Here is a 24,986-nt window from a genome sequence, read left to right on the forward strand (position 1 = left end):
ATGGCGGCGCGGGATGCGTATGTCAGAGCACTTCACGTGGTAAATGCCCAGGTGCGGAGAAAGCTCAGCATGTGTCGCCGGGATTGCGCAGGCGCTCGGTGAATTTTTCGGCGGGCATGGGCCGGGCAAAGACATAGCCCTGCACCATATCGCAGTTGGTGTCCTTGAGGAAGTTCACCTGCTCCAGGGTTTCCACGCCTTCGGCCACGGTAGCCATCTGCAGCTCACCGGCCATGTGCACGATGTTCTGGATCACGACCTTGTCGCGGCCGTTGGACTTGAGCGAGCGGAAGAAGGCGCCGTCCAGTTTGAGCACGTCCACGGGCAGGTCCTTGAGAATGTTGAGCGAGGAATACCCGGCCCCGAAATCATCAATGGCGCAGGAAAAGCCCGCCTGGCGCAGCTCCTGGACAGCGGTACGCAGCAGTTCCACGTTCTCGATGAAGATGCTTTCCGTGAATTCCAGCTCCAGCAGGCCGTCGGGGATGTCGTACTGTTTCTTGATGCCGATGTAGGTTTCCACAAAGCCCAGGGTATAAAACTGCACCCGTGAAACGTTCACGGCCAGGGGGCAGGGGGCCAGACCGGCGTCCAGCCATTGCCGCAGCAGTCGGCAGACGGCTGTGAACACGTATTGATCCAGCTGGATGATAAAACGGTTTTTTTCAAACAGGGGAATGAATTCGGCGGGCGGCAGAAAACCGTGGTCCGGGCTCTGCCAGCGCACCAGCGCCTCCCCTCCGGCCAGCTCCAGGCTGTCCAGGCGGTATTTGGGCTGGATGTGAACCTGGAATTCTCCGTCGCGCAGGGCTTGGCCCATGCGCATTTCCAGTTCCTTTTCGCGCAGGATCCTGACGCGCATGCCGGAATCATAGAAGTTCCAGGGCGGCGCGCCCTTGGCCTTGATGGCCTTGAGGGCGATATTGGCGCGGTCCAGCAGATCGTTGATGCCGGTGGCCGCGTCGCCGTCCTCCGCGCAGCAGATGCCCGTGCGCAGCTCTATATGGTAGCTCCCGGCCTGGGAACGCACGTATCCATTGAGCGCACGCAGCAGCGCGTCGCAATAGGCCGTCAGTTCCTGCTTTTTGTCGTAGGGAAGCAGAGCCACGAAATGGTCCCCGCTCACGCGCGCCGTGAGCGCGCCGGGGCGGGCCGACTCGCCCAGGAGGAGGGCGAGGCGTTGCAGCAGCGCATCTCCGATATTGTAGCCCAGCACCTCGTTGACGACCTGGAAGTTCAGGATGTCAAGGGCAAGCACGGCATAGCGCGGCGCGCCAGGGGTCTGCAACAGCGTGTCGCCGTCGATTTTGAATTTGGTGAAGTTCCGGATGCCGGTGAGCGTGTCCGTAAAGGCCAGGGCGCGGATTTCCCGCTGATAGCCGCGCTTAAGGCGGCGGTAGATGAAAAAGACCGCGAGCAAGCCGGCGAAAAGCAGCCCGCAGAGGAACAGCGTCCGCAGGATGATTGCGTTGGCCTCTTTCATGATCACCGCATTGGGGATGATCGAGACGAGATACCAGCCTTCCATATCCGGCATGGGGACGTAGCAGAAGACGTTTTCGCCGTCGGCGTCGTTGAACACGGCCACGCCGGTTTTGCCGTTTCTCAGGGAGTCACGGAAGGATTCAATGACCTCGGGCTGGTTGCCGTTTCCGTTGATGATGTCGAAGAGGCTGGTAAAGGTTTTATTGCTGGCCGGATGCAGCGACCGCATGATGATTTCGCCGCCGGGCAGGGTCACATAGGCGAATCCCGTGTTGTTGTAGAATGAAAGCGCGTATGCCGCGTACAGGCTCTCCACGTTGTAGCCCTTGAACAGGTTGGCCCTGCGTCCGTCGGCAAACTCCACCGGCGCGTAGATGGTAAACGTGCGCCGCCCGGTGCCCCGGTTGTGGTATGGGGGAAGTATGCCGCCTTGTTTTTTCAGGTCCTGGACAAGTTTCCTTTCCTCGGGGGTGAGGGTGACGGCCAGCCCGGTATCCGTATAGCCCGTGCCGTTCTCGAAGATCAGAGCCGCGAGGTTGCCCGTGCCGGAGAGGTAGGTTTGCAGCTTGCCGATGATCCGTTGCTCGTCGGAGGACTTGCCCTGCTCCAGGTCCAGGGCCAGCATGCGCAGCAGTTCCAGATCTTTGACGGCGTTGCGCTGCAGGGCGCTGGCGCCCCGCGCGGTGCTTTCCATGACGTGCTTGACGGCGTTGTCCCACAGGGATTGCTGGACGAAGCTCATGAAGTTCAGCGCCGCGGCGCAGAACAGCGTGAAAAGCAGCGCCAGGGCGGCGGCGATAAAGATGTTCTGCTTTTTGGGACTGATCATTCGGAACGTCCCCGGCGGAGCGTCCGCATGGTTTCGGCCGTCGCCTCCCCGGCGCCGCCGCCGGACAGGAATACGTCCAGGCCCGCCTCCAGGCCGTCCTGGAGCGGCCATGCCAGGCGGATGTCTGATTTGAAGACCACATTCCCGGCGCGCAGACTCTCGGCCAGCGGCCTGATCGCCGCGTCAGCCGGTGGGGGCGCGTCGCGCAAAGGGCTGAGAAGGCCTTGTGCGTCGACATAGCGCCGGATGCTGTCGGGGCTGGTCAGATACGCCACCAACTGCACGGCCTGCGGAATCTGCGGGCTTGACGCGCTGACGGCAAGCGGCGTGTCCAGGCTCAGTACCGTCACGGGCGCGTCTTCTCCCAGCGGCAGGGGGAAGACCTTGAACTGAAATCCGAGCCGCGCCTGGGCGAGACCGGGGGAAAGCCATGCGCCGCCGATCATGAAGGGGCGCCTGCCGCCGCAAAACAGCCCGCCGGGATAGATAGGGCCGATTCCCCTGACGTCCTCCATACAGATGTAGCCCTTGTCCCGCAGCAGGGCCAGAAGGCTGAAAGCTTTGCTTACGGCCTGCTCCAGGCGGTCCGGGGAGGCGTTGAGCGCGGCGGGAAAGGCGGCGGTGTTTTTCCGCATGGGGCCGCCGGGCGGCGTCAGGCTCACGGCGGTCAGAACGATTTTCAGGGCTTCCCTGTCGGCGCTGATAGGGGTAATGCCCTGGGCGCGGAAGGTTTCGCAGGCCGCCAGAAAGGCCTTGCCGTTCCGGGGCGTGCTCACGCCGTATCGGGCCAGCAGGTCCAGATTGGCGAACAGGCCTCGGGCGCCCAGGCTGGTTGTGGCGATATAGGCGCGACCGTCCACCTGCATTTGTTCAAGCACCTCCGGACGGTAAGCGGAGAGCGCGGGCAGGCCGGACAGGTCCGCAAGCCGCCCCCGGCTTTGATAGGGCCGCAGGCAGTCCGGCGGCAGCATGAAGACGTCGTCCACCCTGTCATCTTTTTTGAGGCGTTGATTGAGCAGCTGGGAATAGGCGTTGAGCGTTACGCCCTCATAGCTGACGAGCATGTCATTGTGCGCCGTGCTGTAGCCGTTCAGAATCTGTTCGATGCAGGCCTGATTTTCAGCGTCGTACTGAATTCCGAGAAAGGTGATCAACGTTTTCTGCGTCAGGGCGTCGTCATACTCCATATTTCTGTTGCCCACGTGAAACAGAAAGCCGGACAGGAAAAAAGAGCTCAACGCGATGAGCAGCACAAGCGCTATCCTGTGCGGGCCGGGCTTGGCAGTGTCAGGAAAAAAGTTATGCCGTCCGCGCATTACCTTTTCTCCGAAAAGTATGGCGGGCCGTGCATTCTGAATAGACGGTCATGATTTCCAGAATTGCAAAAAAATAAGTAACGATTTTGCATAAATCTACGATAAATGGACAAATTCCGATATATGAGGAACGGCTTCTATTATCCTTAACGGACGCCTGATGCAAGCATTTGTTCGAAGTCAGGTCCTGCGGCAGGGCATTCTGCTCCGCCTGTGGCGGCCGTTTTTTTCTGCCGGGCGTATGAACGACAGCGTCCACCGTTGTACTGCCGTTTTCGTCCGTCTTGCCATAACCCGGCGGCTGGCTTATCAGAAAGGATAATTTTTATTTGGTATTAGTGGGAGGCAAGTATGGCGGAACGGGCGCTTACGCCGCTGGACGGGTATTTCCCCATCCCGGTCGCGTATTTCGGCATGGTACTGGGCATCATCGGCATGGGCTCGGCTTGGCGTTTCGCCGCGCAGCACTGGGCCTTGCCCGCTGTTGTGGGCGAAAGCCTGATGGCGCTGGGGGTGGCCGTCTGGCTGGCTCTCACCTGCGTGTTCATCTATAAATGGCTGTTCCGCCGGGCGGCGGCGCTGGCCGAGGTGCGTGACGCCATTCAGTGCTGTTTCATCAGCCTGTTTCCCGGCACCACCATGCTGGTGGGCGTGGCCGTGGCTCCGTATGCCCGCCCGCTGGCCTTCTGGCTGATCGTGCTGGGCACGGTGGGCCAGCTGGCCTTTGCCGCCTACCGCAGCGCCGGGCTGTGGCGGGGGCAGCATACGCCCGAGGCCACCACGCCGGGCGTGTATCTGCCCACGGTGGCCAGCAACCTGATCAGCGCCATTGCCCTGGGCAGCCTGGGCTACGGCCATTGGGGCTTTCTCTTTCTGGGCGCGGGCATTTTTTCCTGGCTCAGCCTGGAGCCGGTGATTCTCGCGCGCCTGCGCACCATGGGCGAACTGCCCAAGCCGGTGCGCCCGACCATCGGCATCCAGCTCGCGCCGCCCCTGGTGGCCTGTACGGCCTATCTTTCGGTCAACGGCGGGGTGGCGGACATTTTCGCCCAGGTGCTCTTCGGCTATGGCCTCCTGCAACTGATCTTCCTGGCCCGGCTTCTGGTCTGGACCTTTGAGCAGCCCTTTTCCCCCTCCTTCTGGAGCTTCTCCTTCGGCATTTCCGCCTTGTCCGCGTCCGCGCTGCGTTTTCTGGCGCACGATCCGACCAGTCCCATTTCGCTGCTGAGCTGGCCGATCTTTATTTTTTCCAATCTGGTTATCGGGCTTTTGATCATCGGCACCCTGATCCGTATCGTCCAGGGCAGGTTTTTGCTGCCCCGGCCTCGCTAGGGTCTGTTGCCGTTATGCCTTTTTGCCCGCTTGTCGTGTAGCGGCTTTCGTGTGTCGTTCACGGCGAATAACAGTGCCTGACATCTAAATAAGATATACCCGGCTTGAGCGATGCGTTCTTGAGACTTGAGAAGCGCGCGCGCCGGGTGTACACAACAAAGATTACGCGCACGACCCGGCGCGCCGCACTCCGGCGCGGGATTCCGGCCCTTCGGCGCGGCGCATCCCAAGTCAAGGATATATCCATGCACGATCACAGCGAGTATCTGAACCGCATCCTGTTGAGCCGCGTCTATGACGTGGCGGTGGAAACGCCCCTGGACGAGGCCGTGAGCCTGTCGCGGCGGCTGGGCAACAAAGTGCTGCTCAAACGCGAGGACTTGCAGCCGGTCTTTTCCTTCAAGCTGCGCGGCGCATACAACAAGATGGCCCGCCTTTCGTCCGAGGAACTGCGGCGTGGCGTCATCGCCGCCTCGGCGGGCAATCACGCCCAGGGCGTGGCCCTGTCGGCCCAGCGCCTGGGCTGCGAAGCCACCATCGTCATGCCCGTGACCACTCCGGCCATCAAAATTTCGGCCGTGCGGCGCCTGGGCGGACAGGTGGTGCTTTCCGGCGAGTCCTTCAGCGACGCCTGGCGGCACACCCAGGATCTGATCGGCCAGAGCGGCGCGGTGTTCATTCCTCCCTTCGAGGACCCGGACGTGATCGCCGGGCAGGGCACCATCGGCATGGAAATTCTGCGCCAGCATCCGGGCGAGATCCACGCGGTCTTCGTGCCCATCGGCGGCGGCGGCATGGCCGCCGGAGTGGCCGCCTACATCAAGCACCTGCGCCCGGAAATCCGGGTCATCGGCGTGGAGCCCGTGGATTCCGACGCCATGCGCCGCTCGATCATGGCCGGGTATCCGGTGGAGCTCAGCGACGTGGGCCTGTTTGCCGACGGCGTGGCCGTGAAGCTGGTGGGCGAGGAGACTTTTGCTCTCTGCCGCGATCTGCTGGACGACATCATCACTGTGGATACGGATGCCATCTGCGGGGCCATCAAGGACATTTTTGAAGACACCCGCGTGGTGGCCGAGCCCGCCGGGGCCCTGTCCCTGGCCGGTCTGCGGGCCTATGCCGCCAACGGCGGGGTCAAGGACGCCACCCTGGTCGCCATTGTCAGCGGCGCGAACATGAATTTTGACCGCCTCGGCCATGTGGTGGACCGCTCTGAAATCGGCGCGGAACGCGAAGCCCTGCTGGCCGTGACCATTCCGGAACAGATGGGCAGCTTCCGGCGGCTCTGCACGGCCATCGGCAAGCGCAGCATCACCGAGCTGTGCACCCGCTTCGCGGACCCGGAAAGGGCGCGCGTGCTGGTGGGCATCAAGATTCAGGGCAAGGGCGACGTGGCCGAGGTGCTGGCCGATCTGCGCGAGCAGGGCTTTACGGTCATTGATCTTAGCGACAACGAGCTTGCCAAGCTGCATCTGCGGCATATGGTGGGCGGCAATGCCCCGCAGGTCGGCAATGAGCGCCTGCTGCGCTTTGCCTTCCCCGAGCGGCCCGGCGCCTTGCTGGACCTTATTGACGCCATGCGCGTGGAATTCAACATCACCCTGTTCCAGTACCGCTATCACGGGGCCGACTTCGGCCGGGTGCTGATGGGCTTTGACGTGCCCGATGAGCAGAGAGAGGCTTTTGAGGACTTTTTGGCTCGGGTGGAGCGCATGGGCTACCCGCATGTGGATGAGTCGGACAATCCGGCCTACAAGATGTTTCTGGGCTGGCACGACGCCTAGAGGGGGGCGTCAGTTTTGTCGTTCCCAAGTCATTTCTACGCTCTATTGCCGGGTGTTGCGGTTATGTCCAGGCCGAAAGTCTAAAGGCCGCAAGCCGCTCGTGGGCGGTTGTGAACACCCGGCATGGCCCAGCCGTATGCCTCGCCGCTTCCAGAGTGCCGCTCTGAGGCCACACCCTGCACCATTCCCTCAAGGTCATTCTGTTCTCCGCCTGTAGGCAGAGTAATTTTGTATTTAGTAGGTTACCTTTCTTAAAGATAATTGTTTTAGTGGGCTTGTCGCACAGGCGACGTTTCTTGCTGCCCTGCGGGCACAGTGTCTTTACGCCTCCCGGCGTTTGGGCCGCCTATCGTTGCTGTCTTTATCCGTACGGCTCGCAAGCTCGCCAACGGCTGAAGCCTCCCTCCGCGCCGCGCAATGCCATCCGCTGATGGTGGTTGAGAAGGAGATGTTCAGCCGTCGAACGTTGACACGCGGCGATTTCGGGGCGCAGCGAGCCACGCGAGCAAGACCCGTGGGACGCCGCGTCAACGCGCTACGACGTACAGCAGGGGCAGGGGGTTGTAGGGGGCCTGGGGACAGCCGTCCCCGGCCCCCTGCCCCGCGCCGGGGAGGCGGCCAAAACGGCGCACGCCGTAAGCACCCGTGCCCGCAGGGTTCGAAATTCCTCATCCGTATGACAAGCCCATAGAACAAGTACCCTTATAAGGTAATACCCTATAAATACAGAATAATTCTGCCTACGAGCGAAGAACGGAATGCCCTTGCATTTCCTCTGACTCCTTGACTCGTGTCACGAGCTGTGCTCTTTATTTCGCATACGGTGCTTGAAAACACCTTCGCAGGCGGTTTGCCGATCCCGAAAGTCTTTGGCTTTTCTTTTGCCTTGCCGAAGGAGTTACAATGTCCCATCATCAGAGCGCCGCTCCACAGCCCCAATCGTCAACGCCTCCCCCTCAACGCCCTTCCGAACTGGCGGAACGGATCGAACAGTTCCAGAACGCCGCCCGTGCCCTGCTCGCCGTATATGAACCGGCGGGACAAGGCGGCTGCGCGGCCGCCGCGCGCCCGAGCCCGGACTCGCCCGGCGAAACCCGCTGCTATTATTTTTCACCGGGAGCGGTGCAGCACGAGCGCAACCTGCTGGAACACTACCACGCGGAAGACTTTCGCGGCCTTCTGGCCCGAACCTATATGCTGCTGGCGGGCGTGGTCAAAATAATGAAAAGCACGCACCATGACGTGCGCGTGAAAGGGGACGCCATCGCCAGCCTGGGATGCCTTCTTGAGCAGACGTGCAGCCTGGTGCTGCGGATGCGGAACGTCTACGACAGGGTGGAAAGGGTACGCCCGTAATCTTTCAAGAAGCCCCCGGTCGGAAACGGCCGGGGGGCTGTTTCCAGAGCGGATTACCTTTGAAAAGTTACTTTGCCCTATCTTCCCAGCAGGGCCTTGGCCTCGGGCGTCACGCCGCTGAGTCCGGCCACAACCTTGTCCGCGCCGATCCTCTCGGGGTCCTGGGAGATGATGATCAGAATCCGCTCCGGCGTGGTATTGACCATGGTGACGGCCCGGCCTTTGACGGTCTGGTTGCGGGGCACGCCGGTGAAGATCCAGAACAGGCCTTCCTTGCGCGGCTCGGAGGCGTCGCCCTGCAATTCGGTCATCTTGCGGGCGAAGTCCTCGGCCGTGGCCTTGGGCGTGTTGGGCAGCAGATAGATGCTGATCTGGGCCAGAAAGCGCTCCTGCTCCCGGTCCTGTTTGCCCAGCACCAGCATGTATTCGTCCTGGCTGCCGCTGCTGAAGGCCGTGCGCTCCTGGCCGTCCCAGCCTTCCGGCAGGTCCGCGCTGAACTGGGCGAAAACGCGGTTTTCGGCCTGGGCCGCGCCTGCGCAGCAGAGCAGAAGCAAAAATGTAAGAAGACAGCGCGCCATATGGTCCCTCCGTGGCAGCAATGGGGAAAAAACGGGGCAGGCCCTGAACGCCAGGATAAACGCTGAGAAGCCGGGGGGCAAGCCCGGCGGTCAGAGGCTGTCGTCACGAGCGCCTATTCGGCCCACTGGGCGATGGCCGCGAAAATGAGGCGATCCACCTGGTTTTTGTGGGCGTCCAGGCGGCCTTCCTTGCGTTCTTTGGCCAAGGCCAGGTGCACGGCCAGCAGATTGTCCCTGGCTTCCCGCCGGACCTCGCTCTCCCTGCCGAGACTCAGGCGGCAGACCCAGTCCAGGCTGGGACTGCGCGCGGCCAGCGCCGTAAAGTCCTCGAACAGGATCACTTGCCAGAAGGTTTCCCAGTTGATGAACATTTGCCGCAGAAAGGCCTGCTGGCGCTCCTGGTCCAGGGGGCTCCAGCGGGCCAGGCAATAGGCCGCGAGCGCCTTGCGTAACGGCGTGTCCTCCGGGTCGGCGTGTTTGAGCAGCCAGGCCCGCAGGGGGCCGGGGGCTTCCAGGCGCGCGGCATAGAGCATGGCCGTGGCGCTGACGCCGGGGTCGGGATCGGCGAAAAGGGGCAGCAGGGCCCGGGCCAGTTTGCGGCCGCTCACCGGCGCGGACGGCGGCAGGGAGGCCCGGCGCAGGGTGCGCGCGCCGCGCCATTTGGCGTCGGCCGCCATTTTGAGGTCCGGCGTGCCGTCGCGGGCCAGGTCGCGCAAAAGGCTGAGCGTCAGGCTGTCCTCGGAGCGGCAGAGGGAATTTTCCAGGGTCAGCAGGCGGGCCAGATCGCGCGGGTCGTCCGGGAAGGCGCGCACAAATTCCCAGGCCGCGTCCGGAACGGCGGCCTCGCCGTTCCAGGCCACGACGGCGGCCAGCTTGAGCAGGCGGATGTCCGGCCCGTCGCCGGGCCGCAGGCTGTCCAGCGCGGCGCGGCCTTTTTCGGGCCAGGCCATGTTCCTGGCCAGCAACAGCGCGCCCGCGCTGACAACCGGGTCAGGAGAGCGGGCCAGTTCCAGAAAATCCCGGCAGGGCCAGGCGTTGACGGCCGCATAAATGCTGTCCGCGGCCCGGATGTGCCGCACGGGGTCCACGGCGCGCAGGCGTTGGCGAGCGGCTTGGCGCAGGGCGCGGTTGTCGGCCTGGGCCAGGCCCAGCAGCCAGTCCAGGGGGGCGTCGCCGGTCAGGCGCATACCGGCGGCAAAGGCCGCCTGGTCCGTGGGAAAGGCGGCGATAAAGGCCCGCTGGGCCTCGCTGTCGTCCGGTCGGCTTCGGGCCGGGGCCAGAACGGCCAGCAGCCGGGCCGCCGCCGTCATTTCCGCCAGGGCCGCGTCAGGTCCCGCATGGCGCTCTCCCACGGCCGCCGCGCCCCGCGCCGCAGGAAGGCCGGTCAGGCAGCAGAGCAGCCCCCAGAGAACTCCGCAGGTCAGGCAGAGAACAGGGGCGCGGCACAGGCCGCGCCGTCCGCGCTGTTCCGAGGAGCGGGGCATTGCTATCCGTGGCCCGCCAGCCGCAGGATATGGGGCAGGCTTTCCCTGAGCGCCAGCAGAATGAGTCCCAGGCCGATGAGCCAGGACCGGCGCAGCGGTCTGGGCATGGCCAGCAGCGCGCCCCAGCAGGCGATGGCCGCCGTGAGCGGAATCAGGGCGTAGATCTGGGGCATAAGCCGGTCCGGCACCGCGCCGCGCAGCAGGTAGCCCAGGGCCAGGCCCCAGCGGTCCAGGCAGAAGGGGATATAGCCGATCGTGGCCCAGAGGGCGCACCAGCGCGCGGCCCGCTCAAGTTCATTCTCGCCGAAACCGGCGGCCGCCGCGTCCCGCCGCGCGCGCAGCAGAAAGAGCAGGGCCAGGGCCCCGGCCGGGGCAAAGGCCATGAAATAGTTGTGCAGGGCGTCGGCAAGGATAACGGATGCCACCTGGCCGAGGTCCATGCCCGACGGCAGGGCGGCAAAGGGCCAGTAACGGCTGATCCAGGTGGCGAAGAAACACAGGCCGGCCAGTCCGCAGAGCCACAGGCGGCCCTTGACGTCGCCCGCCGTGTAGCGGTCCTCTTCCGGCCTGCGGCGGACCGGGGGCAGGGGCGCGCGGGCGCAGGCGCGGCTGAGCAGCCCGGCCCAGAGCATGCCGGTCAGCCAGAGCAGCAGCGTGAGGCTGTAGGGCAGCATGACCGGGGTCCAGGGCGAGAGCGCGCCCGGCGCGTGGCCCGTGTCGCGCAGGGTGTACAGCAGGCTGAGCAGGCCGCCGAGCATGACCGGCAGGCCCAGCCAGGACAGGACAAAACCCAGCCGGGCCAGCAGGCCCGCGCCGTAAGCGCAGAAGCGGGCCTGGCCGCGCCGTCCGATCAGCAAGGTCAGCGCCGTGATCAGAGGCAGGGCCGCCGCGGCGTTCACGCCGATGAGCAGCAGGCCGCCGCACCATTGCCAGATGATGAGCCAGGATGGGAGAATATGCATGGGCCGTTTTGTACCCCGTGACGGGGCGGTCCGCAAGCGCGGGCTTGCTCCCGGACGAGGCTTTATCTATACTTCCACCCGTAGTTATTATGGATGCGGCGCGCCGCGCCGTGGGGATGACGCATGCCCTTGCACACTGTTTTTCTGCTGGCCGTGGCCCTGTCCATGGATGCTTTCGCCGTGGCCGTGGCCACGGGCTGCGCCGTGCGCGCGCCGCGCCTCAGCCATTACGCCCGTTTGGCCGCCTGTTTCGGCGTATTTCAGTTTCTGATGCCCGTGCTGGGCTGGGCCCTGGGTCTGTCCGTGCGTGACTATATGGAGGCCTGGGACCACTGGATCGCGTTCGGCCTGCTGGCCTGGGTGGGCGGCAATATGCTCCGTTCCGGCCTGGCGGCGCTGAAATACCGGGAGACCTCCTGTCCCGCCACGGACCCCACCGCCGGGCGCAATCTGCTGATTCTGGGCGTTGCCACCAGCATTGACGCCCTGGCCGTGGGCCTGTCCTTCGCCCTGCTGCAAACGCCCATCTGGGGGCCCGCGGCGCTCATCGGCGCGGTCTGCGCGCTGATCACGGCCTGCGGCGTCTATCTGGGCAAAACCCTGGCCCGGCTCTGCGCCTTGAACGGCTGGGCCGAACTGCTCGGCGGTTTGACCCTGCTGGCCGTGGCCTGCAATATTTTACGTGAACACCACGTTTTTGACTGAACGATCCGGCGCCGATTTGGGCGCGGCAGCGTGGCGGAGTGCGCATTATGCTCTATAATACGCTGATCTATACGGTCTTTTTGCTGCTTATGGCCCTGTTTCTGGACGCTTTCGCCGCGACTGCGGCTTTCCGTCGCGCCCTGCGCGCGCGGCAGACCGGCCATTACGCCCGTCTGATGACATGGTTTGCCCTTTTTCAGGTTTTCATGCTTGTGCCGGGCTGGATTCTGGGACTGTCGCTACGCGGGTATATGGATGCCCAAGGCTGGTGGGTCGTCATGGGCCTGCTGGTCTGGGCGGGCGGCAACATGCTTCGCTCGGGTCTAACGGAGGGAAAAGGAAAGCGTGCCGTCCGCCCGGCCAGGGATACCGAAGCCCGGCGCGGTCTGTTGTTTTCGGGCGTGGCCACGGGTATTGACGCGCTGGGCGTGGGCTTGTGCTTCGCCCTGTTGCAGACGCTCCTTCTGGGAGCGGGCAAGGCGGCCAATGCGGCGGCCTGCGCTCTGATCGCGGCCTGTGGGCTTTACCTGGTTAAAATCCTGATTCGGCCCCGCTGGGGCGAACTGCTCGGCGGGGCGATTCTGTTGGCTGCCGCCGGTAATCTCATACTGTCATTGAGCACACTGCAACCATGAGGAAAACGCATATGGCCACCATCAGCGCCACGTATCTGGGAGATCTGCGCGTGGAATGCACGCATAATCAAAGCGGCACGAAAATCATCACCGACGCTCCGGTGGACAATCACGGCAAGGGCGAGGCCTTTTCGCCCACGGACCTCTGCGCCACGGCGCTGGGCACCTGCGCCATGACCATCATCGGCCTGTACTGCCGGAATCACGGCGTGGACGTGACCGGCGCGAAAATGGAAATCACCAAGACCATGGTGACGGAACCGCGCCGCATCGGCAGGGTGGAGGTGGTTTTCATCATGCCTGACCGGCCCTACAGCCAGAAGGAAAAAACCGTTATAGAACGCGCCGCGCAAACCTGCCCCGTGCATCTGAGCCTGCATCCGGACGTGGATCAGATCTTCAGTTTTATCTGGCGGCAGTAGAGGCGGGGTTTTCTCTGATTTTCCCACGGCGACCCGGCCTCCGGATGATGAGGCCGGGTCGCGCGCCCGGAGTGGGAAGCGGGCCTTTCCTGTGACGATCCTCGGATAGGAATGCCGCTGAGCCGCCGTAGGCTCAAGCCCTCATTAGAGCGCCTGCCGCAAAGCCGCCTTTTTCCGTACAGCGGCGTTGCAAAAAAGAAATTGACCTCGCGGCGTGTTCAATACCGCTTCGTCCAATTTCTCCCTTGCGCCTTGCTGTCCGAAAAAATTCAGCTTTTCGCGGACGGCGTTTTAATGAGTCCTGAACCTAGAGCGGATTAACTTTGAAATTTTACAAATTTCAAAGTTGGCATTCTGGCGAAAAACGTGGTTTCCACCAGAATCCACGCCGCGTTGCTCTCGATGCCTGTACGCCCTTTGGGCTACAGGCACGCCCCTGCGGGCGGCCCGCAGGGGCGGTCTTCGCGGCGCGCCGCACCGTGTGCGGCGTTAGAGCAATTTCAAAGTGAAAATGCTCTGAGCGGCGCGGTTCATACCGGTTTACGAGAAGGCTGATGACTATGACGTCTTTGCGCGGCGCGCATTCCGGCACGGGGGAAGTACTCCGTCTTTTTCCCTGCCCTCTGATAATTCTGGACATGGAACAGCGCGTGCTTTTCGCCGGTCCGGAACTGCCGCCGCCGTTCAGCGCGGACCATTTTCCCGTGGGCGGCTTCTTCGGCGCGGCTTTGAACGGCCCGCAGCGGAAGAGCTTCCAGGCCGCCTGGGAAACTGCCCTGGCCGGAAAGGCGGCTGAAATCCTGCTGGCCATGGGCGGCGGCGCGCAAGAGCGCTTCTTTTTTCTGCGCCTGGTCATGCGCCGCATGGCCGGGGAGCTCTGCTGCTGGCTGATGCTGCACGATGTCACCTCCTTCCGCGCCCATGCCTCCGAATCCCTCAGTGAACGCCTCAGGCAATGCCTGGATGCCGCTCCCATAGCCTACAGCCTCTGGGACGCCCATATGCGCGTCGTGGACTGCAATGAGGCGGCCGTCCGTTTATTCGGCCTGCCGGACAAACAAAGTTTTCTGAAACGTTTTTTTGCGCTTTCGCCGGAGCGCCAAAACGACGGAAGTCTTTCCGAGGCGACGATTTTGCAGAAACTGCGGCAGGCTTTCGTGGAGGGGCATGCCAAATTCCCCTGGACCCATTGCACCATCACGGGCGATCCCATGCCTGTGGAAGTCTCGCTGGAGCGGCTGGAAATCCGGGGCGAGTGCTATGTTGCCAGTTATGTCTATGAACTGCGCGAAATCCGTCGGCTGGAAGAGGCGCTGCGCAAGCGCAACGAGGACCTGCGGCACAGCAACAGCCTGTTGCGGGTGGTCAATAATGCCGCCGAGATGCTGCTGCTGGGCGAGGACAATGACGAGATCGGCGGCATGGCCTACCGGATGCTGGCGGCCCTGGGCACGGCGGCCAGGGCGGACAGGGCCTATGTCTGGGCCAATCGGGTCGGCGAGGACGGCCGTCTCTACTGCGACCAGCTCTATGAATGGTCCGGCGGCGCGATACCCCTGCAACGGAAGGAACTGGTCAGAAATGTTTCCTATGACGACGCGATGCCCGACTGGAAGCGAGCCTTCGGCGAGGGCCGGGTGGTGGCTGGTCTGGTGCGCGAAATGTCCCCGAAAGAGCGGGAAGTTCTGGAGCCGCAGGGCATTCTTTCCCTGCTGGTGACGCCCATTTTGCTGGACGGCGGCGTCTGGGGCTTTATCGGCCTTGACGACTGCCATCGGGAACGGGAGTGGAATTGCGCGGAAGAGGAAGCCTTGCGCGCGGCGGGCATTCTGCTGGGCGCGAGCATCCGGCGGCGCGAGCTCAACCGGGCGTTGCGTCTGGCCAAGGAAGAGGCGGAGGCGGGCACCAGAGCCAAAAGCGATTTCCTGGCCCGCATGAGCCATGAAATCCGCACTCCCATGAACGCTATTCTGGGTATGTGCCACCTGCTGCTGAACACCGGGCTGTCGGAGCAGCAGCGCGACTACCTGTGCAAAACCCGGCAGGCGGCCCGCAATCTGTTGGACATCATCAACGACATTCTGGATTTTTCTAAAATCGAATCCGGCAAATTCGATGTTGAAACAGCCCCTTTCCCCCTGGCGGAAATGCTGGACGGCATCCGGAACGTGGCCGGCGTGCGCGCCGCGGAAAAGGGCATTCGCCTGTCTGTCGCGGCGTCGCCGGATATGCCTGGAGAGCTGGTGGGCGATGCGCTGCGGGTGAGCCAGGTGCTGATCAACCTGGTCAGTAATGCCGTGAAGTTCACGGAGAGGGGAGAAGTGGCGGTATCGGTATCTCCGCGACACCGCCGGGAAGACAGCCTGCTGGCGCTGTTTGAGGTGCGCGATACGGGCATCGGCATGAGCCGGGAGGAAGTGGCGCGTATTTTCCGACCCTTTACGCAGACCGATACCTCCATCACCAGGCGCTACGGCGGCACGGGCCTGGGCCTGGTGATCTGCAAGGAGCTGGTGGAAATGATGGGCGGCAAGATCAGCGTGAGCAGCGAACCGGGCCGTGGCAGCATTTTTTGTTTTGAGCTGCCCTTTAAACTGCCTGACGCCGCTATTCCGGCTGCGGTCTGGCCGGACGGGGAGACCGCGCCCGCCGTCCAGCTGGCGGGCCGCCGCGTGTTGGTGGTAGAAGATAATGAAATCAATCAGGAAGTGGCCACGGCCATTCTGGCCGAGGCGGGCCTGGAGGTGGGCATTGCCGCCAACGGCGCGGACGCCGTGCGGGAGGCCGCCGCGAACCGCTATGACCTGATTCTCATGGACGTTCAGATGCCGCTGATGGACGGGCTGGAGGCCACCCGACGCATCCGCGCCCTGCCGGGCGTGCCTGCTGATCTGCCGATCATCGCCATGACGGCCCACGCCATGCGCGGGGACTGGGAAAAAAGTCTGGCCGCCGGTATGAACGACCATCTGACCAAGCCCATTGATCCGCTCCGCCTGTTCGCGGTTCTGGAACGCTGGCTCAAGGCGTGAACCGCCTTCCGGAACCGTCCTCTCATTCCGACTTTCTGGCCTCCCGCAGCAGGGCTGCCAGATCGCCCGTCATTCGTACGAGATATTCCTTTTCGTGGATATTGAGACCGGCCAGGGCGTCTTCGAGCGCGCGCGTCAGGGCATGGTCGTCCGCGCCCGACGCGCGGAAAAGATCCGCCACGGAGCAGCGCAGGGTGGCGGCCACATCCGGCAGCCGCTCCAGTTTGGGGGCGATGTCGCCACGCTCCATACGCGAAAGCGACTGCTGGCCCACGCCGATTTTTTCCGCCAGACATTCCTGAGTCAGTCCCAGCTTTTTGCGCCGTTCCTGAATGTTGGTTCCGACCAGTTTGGCTAATTTTCGAGTCGCCTGGGACACCTGAACCTCCCGCGTATCCTTTTTACGCATACTTTCAGTTGGAGGCGTGAAAAAAAATGCACTAAAACACGTATTGACTATATCTAAAAACTGTATTAGCCAAAAAGGCGGCACAAAAGGCGTATTGTCGGCGTGGCGGCTTCTTCGCCCGTCCGGCTCCGACAGCAGCCCCCGTGCCGAGCCGGGAGGCCGTCAGGCCGCCCGCGCTTGGCGGTGAACAATCAACAACTGTTGTCATTGTGCTGAAAAAGAGCTTTCCCGCGCAGGATTTCCGCCTGCCTCCCGCACCGGGCTATGACAAGATTCCCCCCAGGCTTCCGCTGGAGAAGGTCTATTTTGCGGCCTCACGGGTTTTCAACGCCCTGCGCGCCTTTTGCGGCGACATGCTGCGGGAATTCAACACGGCGCGGCAGCCGCCTCTGGAGCGGGCCCGCGCCCTGCTTGACGAGACTGCCGCTGTTTTGAGCCTGAATTACAATGCCCTGCTCGGCGTCATGATGGGCGACCTTGACGGGGAATACAGGCCCGCCCACTGCGCGCGCACCTCCATTCTTGCTCTTCTGGCCGGGCTCCAGCTCGGTCTGTCGCCGGAACGGGCGCGGAATCTCGGCCTGTCCGCCATGTTCTGCGATGTGGGCATGGCCCTGCTCCCGGATATTCCCGACTGCCCGCATCCTTTGACGCTCCCGGCGGAAGGCGGCGGCGACGCCTTGCGGCAGCACCCGGTGCTGGGTCTCGGCTGCCTGGCCCACAACGTCCGGTGCCGGGAAATATTGCGGGGCATTGCGGAGCACCATGAACGGGTTGACGGCACGGGCTATCCCGTGGGCTTGAGCGGGGAGCGGATCAGCCTGGCGGGGAAAATCCTCGCCGTGGCGGACAGCTACGACGCCCTGATCTGTGTTCATCCGCACAGTGCGCCCCTGCCGCCGCATCTGGCTCTGGCGCGTCTGCGCGACCTGGGCGGCGCCGCTTTTGACCGGGACGTGCTGGAGCATGTTATCCGCTGCCTGGGCGCATACCCTGTGGGCAGCGTGGTGGAAACGGCCGACGGCCGACGCGCCGTGGTGGTCGGAAACAGCCCGGATACCCCCCTGCAGCCCGTGGTCAGGCCGTTGCGTTCTTTCTCTGGGAACGCCGCCGGGCCGGGTGCCTTTTGCGCCCAAAAGGCTGGGCGTATTACAACTGTTTTTTCCTTGAGCGGCCAATGGGGCGGACCTGGGGAGTTTAATGCTTGAAGTGCTCGTTTCCGGCGAGCAAAACCCGCCCACTCGCATTTCCTCGCATTTCCTCGCATTTCGTAGTCCACGCATGAAATGCGTCAACCGCTCTAAGCGATTTTGCGCATCGGCCCGCCGCTGTAAGTCCCTTGCTGTCCCCGCCCGGTCGGCTGCGTTTCGCCGCCCAAACGCGCGCAATCCACGTACGCCGCTATACGCCGGAGCGAGCGCGCCTTTTGCCGTAATTTTGGCCCATTCCCTCTGATAGCCGGGCAGGGAAGTGATCGACCGTTGTCCATATGCTCTTTCAATAGATATCTGTGCACGTAATTATTATGAATAAGTGAATGCTATATTGATTTATTTATGCAAAAAATATGAATAAATATATACATATGTCTCTGTATATAAAGTAATAGTATGGTACGCATCTACATTTTTACATACATAGTTGTCAATTAAAAAAATAAGTTACCATGCTATAAAATATATATTTATTTTTTATGCCTGCAGTTGCTTCGAGCAGGCGATGCTTTTTGATGATTTTTGAATGATTTTACGGGAATAAAGTTTTTTAATTATAAATGGATATAAAATATATATTATTATTTATAGTTGTCCGTTTTGCTTTTATAGCTATGCTTCTACTGTACGTCTTGATATTGGGACAGAATAAATTTTATTTTTACGCAGTATTTCTTCAACGCGAAAGATTTATAATTTTCCGGGATGTGGCGCCCGATTAAACTGTGCAGGGCGGCGTTTGCATTCTTTCTAGAAAAAAAATTCTTTTGCCCTAAACCTTTTCTAGAGAAAAAATTTTCTACTTGTGGACTTTTTTATTTCGCTTGTGCTAAAGCTAAATCCAACACTTGCCGTATAAGTGTTCAGGCCGCCATAAAGGCAGTGGCGGCAGCATGGCATGCCGTTGCCGGTGCGGGATTGACGGACCCCGCCTGTCCCGGCGGTAATGTGGGCCATCGTGGCTGGCATGCCATCAGCGGGAAAACGCCGCAACGGGGTGATTTTCCCTTATTTTGGAGTGAACCGTGAAACTGTTATCCTTCTCCCTCTCTGTTTTGGCACTGCTGCTTCCCGCGGCAGTCGCGGCGGCGGAAGCCGCCTACCCCCCTCCGCCTCCCCCCGGTCAACCCATTACCGTCGAGGACACGGTGTACGGCGTTTTACGCACGCACCGCAGCCTGCGCGGCATGCTGGAAAACCGCCAGGTGCTGGAGCATGAGGTGGACCGGGCCAAAGCCGGTTTCGGTCCGCGCGTGGACGTCACCGGCCGGGCCGGCGGCAGCATTTTGAGCGATTCCACCACCAGAGGCCAAAATCTGGACGAACAGATGTGGGGCCTGGCCGGTGTCAGCGCCAAGCTGGTACAGCCCATCTGGGACGGCTTCGCAACCCGTTCGCGCGTGCGCAGCGCGCAATCCACTTTGGATTCGGTCAAGGAGCGGGTGTTTGATACCGCCACCTCCCTTTCCCTGGACGGCATCATTGCCCATATTGACCTGCTGCGCCGCCGCACTATCTATGCTCTGTCCGAGAAAAACGTGGCCCAGCACAAGGCCATTCTGGGGCAGGCCGAGGACCGCGCCAACCTGGGCGCGGATACGGCGGCCGACGTGAGTCAGGCGCAGTCGCGCCTTTCCCGCGCCTTGTCGAGCCTTTCCGAAGCCAAGGCCTCCCTGCTGGTGGCCGAGGAAACCTATACCCGGCTGACCGGCATGCAGGCCTACGGCAAGCTTATGCCGGTGACTATGCCGCCCGAGATCTTCAAGGGCCCTGAACCGGTTTTTGAGCTGGCCGAGAAGAACAATCCCAAGCTGGCGGCCTACATGCAGGACATCCGGGCCGCCCGGGGCGAACGGGAACTGGCGGATTCCGCCTTTTATCCCACTTTCAACCTGGAGGCCGGGCCGGACTATACAGACCGGGGCGGCGCCAGTGACCGCTGGATCTACAGCTTCGACGTGCTGGGCACCGTGCGTTGGAACATTTTCAACAGCGGGGCCGACCTGGCCGAGCGGAAGGCCGCTTCGGCGCGCATCCGCCAGTCACGGCAGGTGATGTACAATTACATCGACGACCTCAAACTGGATATCGAGAGCACCTGGACCAACTATCAGGCCGCCCAGGAGCAGTACAAGCACTACTCCAAGGCCATCGAATACAATAAATATACCCGTACCGCCTATCTGGAGCAGTTCCAGATCGGCAAGCGCAGCCTGCTGGACGTGCTGGACACGGAAAGCGAGCTGTACAATTCATCCACTCAGGCGGAAACCGCGCGCGGCAATATCCTGGTGGGCGCATACAGACTGTGCGCGCTCACCGGCAATCTGCTGCCGCAGATGTCCATAAACACCGGGCCGCTGGGGCAAAAACCTCCGGAGGACCGCGAGGATCCGCGCGAGGCATTCGCGCCCGGTTGGTTTAAGTAAGAGGGGATTCAGCCCGGCGCTGGCGCGCCGGGCTGAATCCGATTTTGGCCTTCCCGCGTACGCATATGGCGGCGTACGCCAGGAAGGGAGCTTGTGCTGCCTTCCCCCTTGGGATAGGCTTCAAGCGGTTGACTGTCTCCGGCGTTCAGGCCGCCGGAGTTGTTGACGGAATCAGCATTGCCCCGCGCGGACGGAGTTCGCTTCCGGGCAGGGGCAATGGGGCGGCAACAACACCGCTCCGCAAAAGCCCGCGGGCTTTTGCCCCACAGCAACGGAAAAATCATGGATAAGCCCAGTACGACACACATCGGGCGGATGTCTTCCGCCGTTCCCGGCAATCTTGAAGAACAGGCCCCCTCCGGAGCGACCCGATCCGATCCGGCTGCGCGGTCCGTCTCCGGTCAGGCCGCTTCCCCCGATACGCATGACGCGCATGGCGCGCCGCGTGAGGACGGGCAGCCCGCCGCGCCGCATGCCGCCACGCTCACGGGGTCCGTCGCCTCAGCCCTGAGGGCGCGTTCCGCCATGGCGGGCATGGCCGCCCCTGCTTCCGGGGAGGAAGCCAAAGTCCCTCCGGCCGCAAGCGACAAGGCTGCCCCTCCCCACTCCGGCGAGACCCGCGCGCCGTCCGCCCCTGATGCCGCTGCCCCTGATGCTCCCGACGCCCGCGACGCGGCGCAGGCCCCGGCCAAGGGGAAGGCCATGGGGCCGTTGCGCCCCTCGGATGTGGATTTCATGCCCGGCCTGCTGCGCAGCCTGTCCGTGCTTTTGCGCCTGCGGGGCAAGGCGGTTTCGCCGCAATTTCTGATGGCCGGGCTCACCGGCAGCAGGGTGACGCCGCAGGCCTGCCTGCGAGCGGCGCGCAAGGCGGGGCTTTCGGGCCGGATTGCCTTCCGCCCCGTGCTGGAAGACATCCCCACCCTGGTGCTGCCCTGCATTCTTCTGCTTACCAAAGACCGCTCCTGCGTGCTCACGGCTTTGCGGGGGGACACGGCGGAAGTGATCTTTCCCGAAATCAGCGACAGCGCGCAAAGCGTGCCCCTGGCCGCCCTCAAGGAGGAATATTCCGGGTATGCCCTCTTTGCCGCCGTGCAGGCCGCGCCCGACGAGCGCGCGGAAAAGCTGACCCTGTCCAAGGGCAAGCGCTGGTTCTGGGACGTGTTGCGCTACTACGCGCCCATTTACCGCCATGTGGCCCTGGCAAGCGTGGTCATCAACCTCATCGCCGTGGCCAGCCCGCTCTTTGTCATGAACGTCTACGACCGCGTGGTGCCCAACAACGCCACGGAGACGCTCTGGGTGCTGGCCGTGGGCATTCTGATCATCTACCTGTTCAACTTCCTGCTCTCGTCCCTGCGCACCCATTTTGTGGACGTGGCCGGGCGCAACGCGGACATCGTGCTTTCCAGCACCTTGGTGGACAAAGTGCTTTCCATGCGCCTGGACGCCAAGCCGGAATCCACCGGGGCCATGGTCAACAATCTGCGCGAATTCGAGCAGTTGCGCGAATTTTTCAGCTCGTCCAGCCTGCTGGCCTGCATCGACCTGCCGTTTCTGGTGATTTTTCTGCTGCTGATCGGCTTTATCGGCGGCCCGCTGGTCTTCCTGCCCCTCGCGGCCATCCCCATACTGCTGGGCGTGGGCCTGCTCCTGCAACACCGCTCCCGCCGGTGCGCCGAAGCCAGCTACAAGCAGAACATGCAGAAAAACGCCCTGCTGGTGGAAATCGTGGGCGGCCTGGAAACCCTCAAGTCCTGCATGGCGGAAAGCCGCATGCAGCGGCTCTGGGAGTCGGTGGTGGGGCTTTCCGCCAAATCCACCAGCGAGGCCCGCAAATACAACAACCTGGCCATCACGGCCTCCATGCTCATCACCCAGATCGTGACCGTGGCCATGATCGTCTGGGGCGTGTACCGGATCACCGACGGCCTGATGACCATGGGCGCGCTCATCGGCTGCAATATTCTGGTGGGCCGGACCATGGCCCCGTTGCTCCAGATGGCTTCGCTGCTCACCCGCATGCAGAATTCGCACGTGACCCTCAAGGCCCTGGACATGCTCATGGAGCTGCCGTCGGAGAATCAGGCCGAGCGGACCTGCATGGATTTCGGCATGCTGCGGCCTTCCTTCACCATGGAGAACGTCTCCTTCGCCTATCCCCGTTCCGAGCGGCTGGCTCTGGACCGCGTGTCCCTGCACATTGAGCCCGGCGAACGGGTGGGCATCATCGGGCCCATGGGCTCGGGCAAGAGCACGCTGTCCAAGCTGCTGATCGGCCTGTACCAGCCCAAGGATGGGGCCGTGAAATTCGGGGATGTGGACATCCGCCAGATTCCCAGTTCGGACCTGCGGGGCAGGGTGGGCGTGCTGCCGCAGGACGTGGTGCTTTTTTACGGCAGCGTGCGGGACAATATCGCCCTGGGCGACCCCTCCATCAACGACCATCTGATTCTGCGCGCCGCGGCCCTGGCCGGGGTGACGGACTTTTTGCGCAACAATCCCGCAGGCTTCGCGGCCCAGGTGGGCGAGCAGGGCAAGGCGCTTTCCGGCGGGCAGCGGCAGTCCGTGGCCCTGGCCCGCGCCCTGGTGCGCGACCCGGAAGTGCTGATCCTGGACGAGCCCACCAGCAATATGGACACGGATTCCGAACTGATGCTCCAGAAGCGCCTGCAAACCGTTATGGACGGGCGCACTGTGGTGCTGGTCACACACCGTTTGTCCATGCTGCGCATTGTGGAACGCCTGATCGTCATGGAAAACGGCCAGATCAAGATGGACGGCCCGCGCGACATGGTGCTCCAGCGCCTGCGCGAGCGCTCCCGGCAAAGCATGAACGCCGCCGGCAACGGTGAACGGCCCGCGCGTGCGCGACCGGTGGAGAACTGAGATGCAGCTGAGTTCCGGTAAAAAGAATGCTCCGGCGGCCGTGGAGGAAGAACGCCGTCCTCGGGCGGAAGCGGGCTCCGGCGGGGAAATGCCCGCCATGCCCGGCGCGGCCCATGCGGCTGATGCCGCTACGCCCTTTGCCGCCATGCTGGACGAACGCGCCGCGCGCGCCACGGATCTTGCCGCCTGGAAAGGGGAAAAATCCCCGGCTGCGGAGCCCGCTCCGACGGCATGGGCTCCGCAGCCGGGCGGTTCCGTGCCGGAACCGCCGCTGGAAGTTCCTGAAGGCGGAATTCCGCAAAAACTGACGGATTTCATGCCGCTGATGCCCGGTGCTTCAGGCGCGGCAGGGAAGAGTGTTTCAACGTCCCGGACCCCGCAGAGCCCGGAGGCCGGAACCGATCTTCCGCCCATGCCCGAACCCATGCTGCCGTCCGAGGATGAGCTTGCGGCCCTGGCTCTGGCCGGGACCAAGGACACGGCGGCAAAGGGCGGCGGCGCGCTGGCCTTTTTGCGCGCCCTGTTCGTGGGCGACGAGCATGAGCAAAGGCCGGACCATAGTCTGATCCAGTCCATCCGCGAGGCCGTGCTCCACAAGGGCAAAAGCGGCGAGACCGGCGGGGAGGGCGGAGCGGATGCGCCCGCCGGACCCGGAACGCCCGGGGCCGGGCCGGGTTCCCATTCCGGTCCGAACGCGGGCCCGGATGCGGGCCCCAATGCCGGTTTGTTCGCGGCCATGGACGCGCCCCTGCACGGGCTCACCCCCGACGACATCCAGTTTGCCGGCGAAGTGGACGCCGCCCTGGCCCGGCGGCCGCGTTTCGGCGTGCGCGCCCTTTCGATCACCGTGGCGGTGATGTTCGCCTGCCTGCTGGTCTGGGCGGCTTTTGCCAAGGTCGACGAGGTGACCCATGCCGAGGGCCAGGTGGTGGGCTCGCAACGCACCCAGACCATTCAGAACCTGGAAGGCGGCATTCTGCGCGCCGTGCTGGTGCGTGAAGGGCAGATCGTGAACAAGGGCGACGTGCTGGCCCAACTGGACAATGAGCTGGCCGAATCCTCCTACCGCGACGCCGTGAACAAGGCCATGGAAAACAGCCTGGCTATTGCCCGCCTGGAAGCGGAACTCAAGGACCAGCGCCCTGTTTTCCCCGAAGACCTTCAGGACTGGGCCGCCAGACTCACCGGCCACAAGGTGGATGAGAACACGCTGGCCCGCGCCCGGCAGATCATCCGCGACCAGGAAAACGCCTGGCAGTCGCGCCAGAACCAGCTCAATGCCGAAATCGAGGTGCTCAAGTCCCAGTATGATCAGCGGCGGCACGATGTGGAAGAGCAGATTGCCCGCAAGACCCAGCTGGACCGCAGTCTGGCCCTGTCCATCGAGCAGCGCGACACGGCTTATGCCCTGGTGCAGCGCAACAACTTTTCGCGTATGGAATACCTGGGCCTGCAACAGAAGGTCGTGGAACTCCAGGGCCAGATAGACATGCTGGCGGCCAGCATTCCCAAGGCCCAGGCCGCCGCCGAGGAATCGAAGCAGCGCATCGCCTCGCGCAGGGCGGAGCAGAATGCGGCCATCACCGAGGAAATCAACAAGCGCCGTCTGGAACTGAACTCCCTGCGTGAAACACTGGCCGCGGGCAGCGACCGCGTGACCCGTACGGAACTGCGCACCCCGGTGCGCGGCACGGTGAAGCAGATCTACATCAACACCGTGGGCGGCGTGGTCAAGCCCGGCGAACCCATCATGGATATCGTGCCTCTGGACGACACCCTGCTGGTGGAAGCCAAGGTCAGCCCCAAGGACGTGGCTTTTCTGCGGCCCGGCCAGGAGGTGATGGTCAAGGTTTCGGCCTATGATTTCTCCATCTACGGCGGCCTGGAGGGCAAGCTGGAGTCCATCAGCGCCGACACCATCGAAGACAAGAAGGGCAACTATCATTATCTGGTCAAGGTGCGCACGCAAAAGACGGCCATCACCTACCACAATGAAGTGCTGCCCATTATTCCCGGCATGATCGTGACCGCGGACATTCTGATCGGCAAAAAGACGGTGCTCGACTATCTGCTCAAGCCCATTCTGAAAGCCAAGCAGAATGCGCTGCGAGAGCGTTGAGTCGTTACG

The 24,986-nt window shown here is 62.9% G+C and carries 17 protein-coding genes; 11 read left to right on the top strand and 6 right to left on the bottom strand.

Going from position 1 to position 24,986, the window contains the following annotated elements:
* Positions 1-64: 64 nt before the first annotated feature.
* Together HMPREF1022_RS04620 and HMPREF1022_RS04625 are read right to left on the bottom strand one after the other, a co-directional pair.
* On the bottom strand, positions 65-2,314 hold the full coding sequence (locus tag HMPREF1022_RS04620; RefSeq protein WP_009302100.1) for a bifunctional diguanylate cyclase/phosphodiesterase: 2,250 nt from the start codon (positions 2,312-2,314) through the stop codon (positions 65-67).
* Positions 2,311-3,567 carry an ABC transporter substrate-binding protein gene (locus tag HMPREF1022_RS04625; RefSeq protein ID WP_232221548.1) on the bottom strand — a complete coding sequence of 419 codons (1,257 nt, stop codon included), beginning with the start codon at positions 3,565-3,567 and terminating at the stop codon, positions 2,311-2,313. The genes HMPREF1022_RS04620 and HMPREF1022_RS04625 overlap by 4 nt, the downstream gene beginning before the upstream one ends.
* A 414-nt stretch (positions 3,568-3,981) precedes the next feature.
* On the opposite strand from HMPREF1022_RS04625, the gene tehA reads away from it, so the two are divergent.
* From tehA to HMPREF1022_RS17070, 3 genes are all read left to right on the top strand, one after another.
* On the top strand, positions 3,982-4,962 hold the full coding sequence (tehA, locus tag HMPREF1022_RS04630) for a dicarboxylate transporter/tellurite-resistance protein TehA (protein WP_009302102.1): 981 nt from the start codon (positions 3,982-3,984) through the stop codon (positions 4,960-4,962).
* 245 nt (positions 4,963-5,207) lie between these two features.
* Positions 5,208-6,746 (top strand): threonine ammonia-lyase, biosynthetic, encoded by a 1,539-nt coding sequence (gene ilvA / locus HMPREF1022_RS04635; protein WP_009302103.1) that lies wholly within the window; start codon positions 5,208-5,210, stop codon positions 6,744-6,746.
* Positions 6,747-7,649: 903 nt separating this feature from the next.
* Positions 7,650-8,102, top strand: a complete 453-nt coding sequence (locus HMPREF1022_RS17070; protein WP_009302104.1) for a hypothetical protein — start codon at positions 7,650-7,652, stop codon at positions 8,100-8,102.
* Between the two features lie 77 nt (positions 8,103-8,179).
* Here HMPREF1022_RS17070 and HMPREF1022_RS04645 read toward each other — a convergent pair whose 3' ends face one another.
* The 3 genes from HMPREF1022_RS04645 to HMPREF1022_RS04655 all read right to left on the bottom strand — a co-directional run bounded on the left by HMPREF1022_RS04645 (position 8,180) and on the right by HMPREF1022_RS04655 (position 11,126).
* Positions 8,180-8,680, bottom strand: coding sequence for a hypothetical protein (locus HMPREF1022_RS04645; protein WP_009302105.1), 501 nt, complete (start codon positions 8,678-8,680; stop codon positions 8,180-8,182).
* Between the two features lie 113 nt (positions 8,681-8,793).
* Entirely contained in the window at positions 8,794-10,164 is a 1,371-nt protein-coding gene (locus HMPREF1022_RS04650; RefSeq protein ID WP_009302106.1) for a hypothetical protein, read from the bottom strand.
* 2 nt (positions 10,165-10,166) lie between these two features.
* On the bottom strand, positions 10,167-11,126 hold the full coding sequence (locus HMPREF1022_RS04655; protein ID WP_009302107.1) for a hypothetical protein: 960 nt from the start codon (positions 11,124-11,126) through the stop codon (positions 10,167-10,169).
* A 123-nt stretch (positions 11,127-11,249) separates the two neighbouring features.
* Between HMPREF1022_RS04655 and HMPREF1022_RS04660 the strand changes: the two genes are divergently transcribed.
* The 4 genes from HMPREF1022_RS04660 to HMPREF1022_RS16495 all read left to right on the top strand — a co-directional run bounded on the left by HMPREF1022_RS04660 (position 11,250) and on the right by HMPREF1022_RS16495 (position 15,920).
* Complete coding sequence (locus HMPREF1022_RS04660; protein ID WP_009302108.1) at positions 11,250-11,831, top strand: manganese efflux pump MntP; 582 nt, start codon at positions 11,250-11,252, stop codon at positions 11,829-11,831.
* 47 nt (positions 11,832-11,878) lie between these two features.
* Positions 11,879-12,466, top strand: coding sequence for a manganese efflux pump MntP (locus HMPREF1022_RS04665; protein WP_009302109.1), 588 nt, complete (start codon positions 11,879-11,881; stop codon positions 12,464-12,466).
* Between the two features lie 11 nt (positions 12,467-12,477).
* Complete coding sequence (locus HMPREF1022_RS04670) at positions 12,478-12,888, top strand: OsmC family protein (RefSeq protein WP_008685649.1); 411 nt, start codon at positions 12,478-12,480, stop codon at positions 12,886-12,888.
* 554 nt (positions 12,889-13,442) lie between these two features.
* A complete protein-coding gene (locus tag HMPREF1022_RS16495; protein ID WP_083823234.1) occupies positions 13,443-15,920 on the top strand; it encodes an ATP-binding protein in 2,478 nt (825 codons plus the stop codon).
* A gap of 22 nt (positions 15,921-15,942) precedes the next feature.
* On the opposite strand, the gene HMPREF1022_RS04680 is transcribed toward HMPREF1022_RS16495, so the two are convergent.
* Complete coding sequence (locus HMPREF1022_RS04680; RefSeq protein WP_009302111.1) at positions 15,943-16,299, bottom strand: helix-turn-helix domain-containing protein; 357 nt, start codon at positions 16,297-16,299, stop codon at positions 15,943-15,945.
* A 173-nt stretch (positions 16,300-16,472) separates the two neighbouring features.
* On the opposite strand from HMPREF1022_RS04680, the gene HMPREF1022_RS04685 reads away from it, so the two are divergent.
* From HMPREF1022_RS04685 to HMPREF1022_RS04700, 4 genes are all read left to right on the top strand, one after another.
* Positions 16,473-17,537: an HD-GYP domain-containing protein gene (locus HMPREF1022_RS04685; protein ID WP_083823236.1), complete on the top strand. Its 1,065-nt coding sequence runs from the start codon at positions 16,473-16,475 to the stop codon at positions 17,535-17,537.
* A gap of 1,031 nt (positions 17,538-18,568) precedes the next feature.
* Positions 18,569-19,972 (top strand): TolC family outer membrane protein, encoded by a 1,404-nt coding sequence (locus tag HMPREF1022_RS04690; protein ID WP_008685644.1) that lies wholly within the window; start codon positions 18,569-18,571, stop codon positions 19,970-19,972.
* 282 nt (positions 19,973-20,254) lie between these two features.
* Positions 20,255-22,858, top strand: coding sequence for a type I secretion system permease/ATPase (locus HMPREF1022_RS04695; RefSeq protein WP_009302113.1), 2,604 nt, complete (start codon positions 20,255-20,257; stop codon positions 22,856-22,858).
* Between the two features lies 1 nt (position 22,859).
* Positions 22,860-24,977, top strand: coding sequence for an HlyD family type I secretion periplasmic adaptor subunit (locus HMPREF1022_RS04700; protein ID WP_009302114.1), 2,118 nt, complete (start codon positions 22,860-22,862; stop codon positions 24,975-24,977).
* The last annotated feature ends 9 nt before the right edge of the window (positions 24,978-24,986 follow it).

This window comes from Desulfovibrio sp. 6_1_46AFAA, assembly GCF_000224635.1.
GTDB lineage: Bacteria > Desulfobacterota > Desulfovibrionia > Desulfovibrionales > Desulfovibrionaceae > Desulfovibrio > Desulfovibrio fairfieldensis.

Coding starts and splice junctions, on each gene's coding strand:
- HMPREF1022_RS04620 (WP_009302100.1), bottom strand. CDS start 2,314: ATGATCAGTCCCAAAAAGCAGAACATCTTTATCGCCGCCGCCCTGGCG.
- tehA (WP_009302102.1), top strand. CDS start 3,982: ATGGCGGAACGGGCGCTTACGCCGCTGGACGGGTATTTCCCCATCCCG.
- ilvA (WP_009302103.1), top strand. CDS start 5,208: ATGCACGATCACAGCGAGTATCTGAACCGCATCCTGTTGAGCCGCGTC.
- HMPREF1022_RS17070 (WP_009302104.1), top strand. CDS start 7,650: ATGTCCCATCATCAGAGCGCCGCTCCACAGCCCCAATCGTCAACGCCT.
- HMPREF1022_RS04645 (WP_009302105.1), bottom strand. CDS start 8,680: ATGGCGCGCTGTCTTCTTACATTTTTGCTTCTGCTCTGCTGCGCAGGC.
- HMPREF1022_RS04650 (WP_009302106.1), bottom strand. CDS start 10,164: ATGCCCCGCTCCTCGGAACAGCGCGGACGGCGCGGCCTGTGCCGCGCC.
- HMPREF1022_RS04655 (WP_009302107.1), bottom strand. CDS start 11,126: ATGCATATTCTCCCATCCTGGCTCATCATCTGGCAATGGTGCGGCGGC.
- HMPREF1022_RS04660 (WP_009302108.1), top strand. CDS start 11,250: ATGCCCTTGCACACTGTTTTTCTGCTGGCCGTGGCCCTGTCCATGGAT.
- HMPREF1022_RS04665 (WP_009302109.1), top strand. CDS start 11,879: ATGCTCTATAATACGCTGATCTATACGGTCTTTTTGCTGCTTATGGCC.
- HMPREF1022_RS04670 (WP_008685649.1), top strand. CDS start 12,478: ATGGCCACCATCAGCGCCACGTATCTGGGAGATCTGCGCGTGGAATGC.
- HMPREF1022_RS16495 (WP_083823234.1), top strand. CDS start 13,443: ATGACTATGACGTCTTTGCGCGGCGCGCATTCCGGCACGGGGGAAGTA.
- HMPREF1022_RS04695 (WP_009302113.1), top strand. CDS start 20,255: ATGGATAAGCCCAGTACGACACACATCGGGCGGATGTCTTCCGCCGTT.
- HMPREF1022_RS04700 (WP_009302114.1), top strand. CDS start 22,860: ATGCAGCTGAGTTCCGGTAAAAAGAATGCTCCGGCGGCCGTGGAGGAA.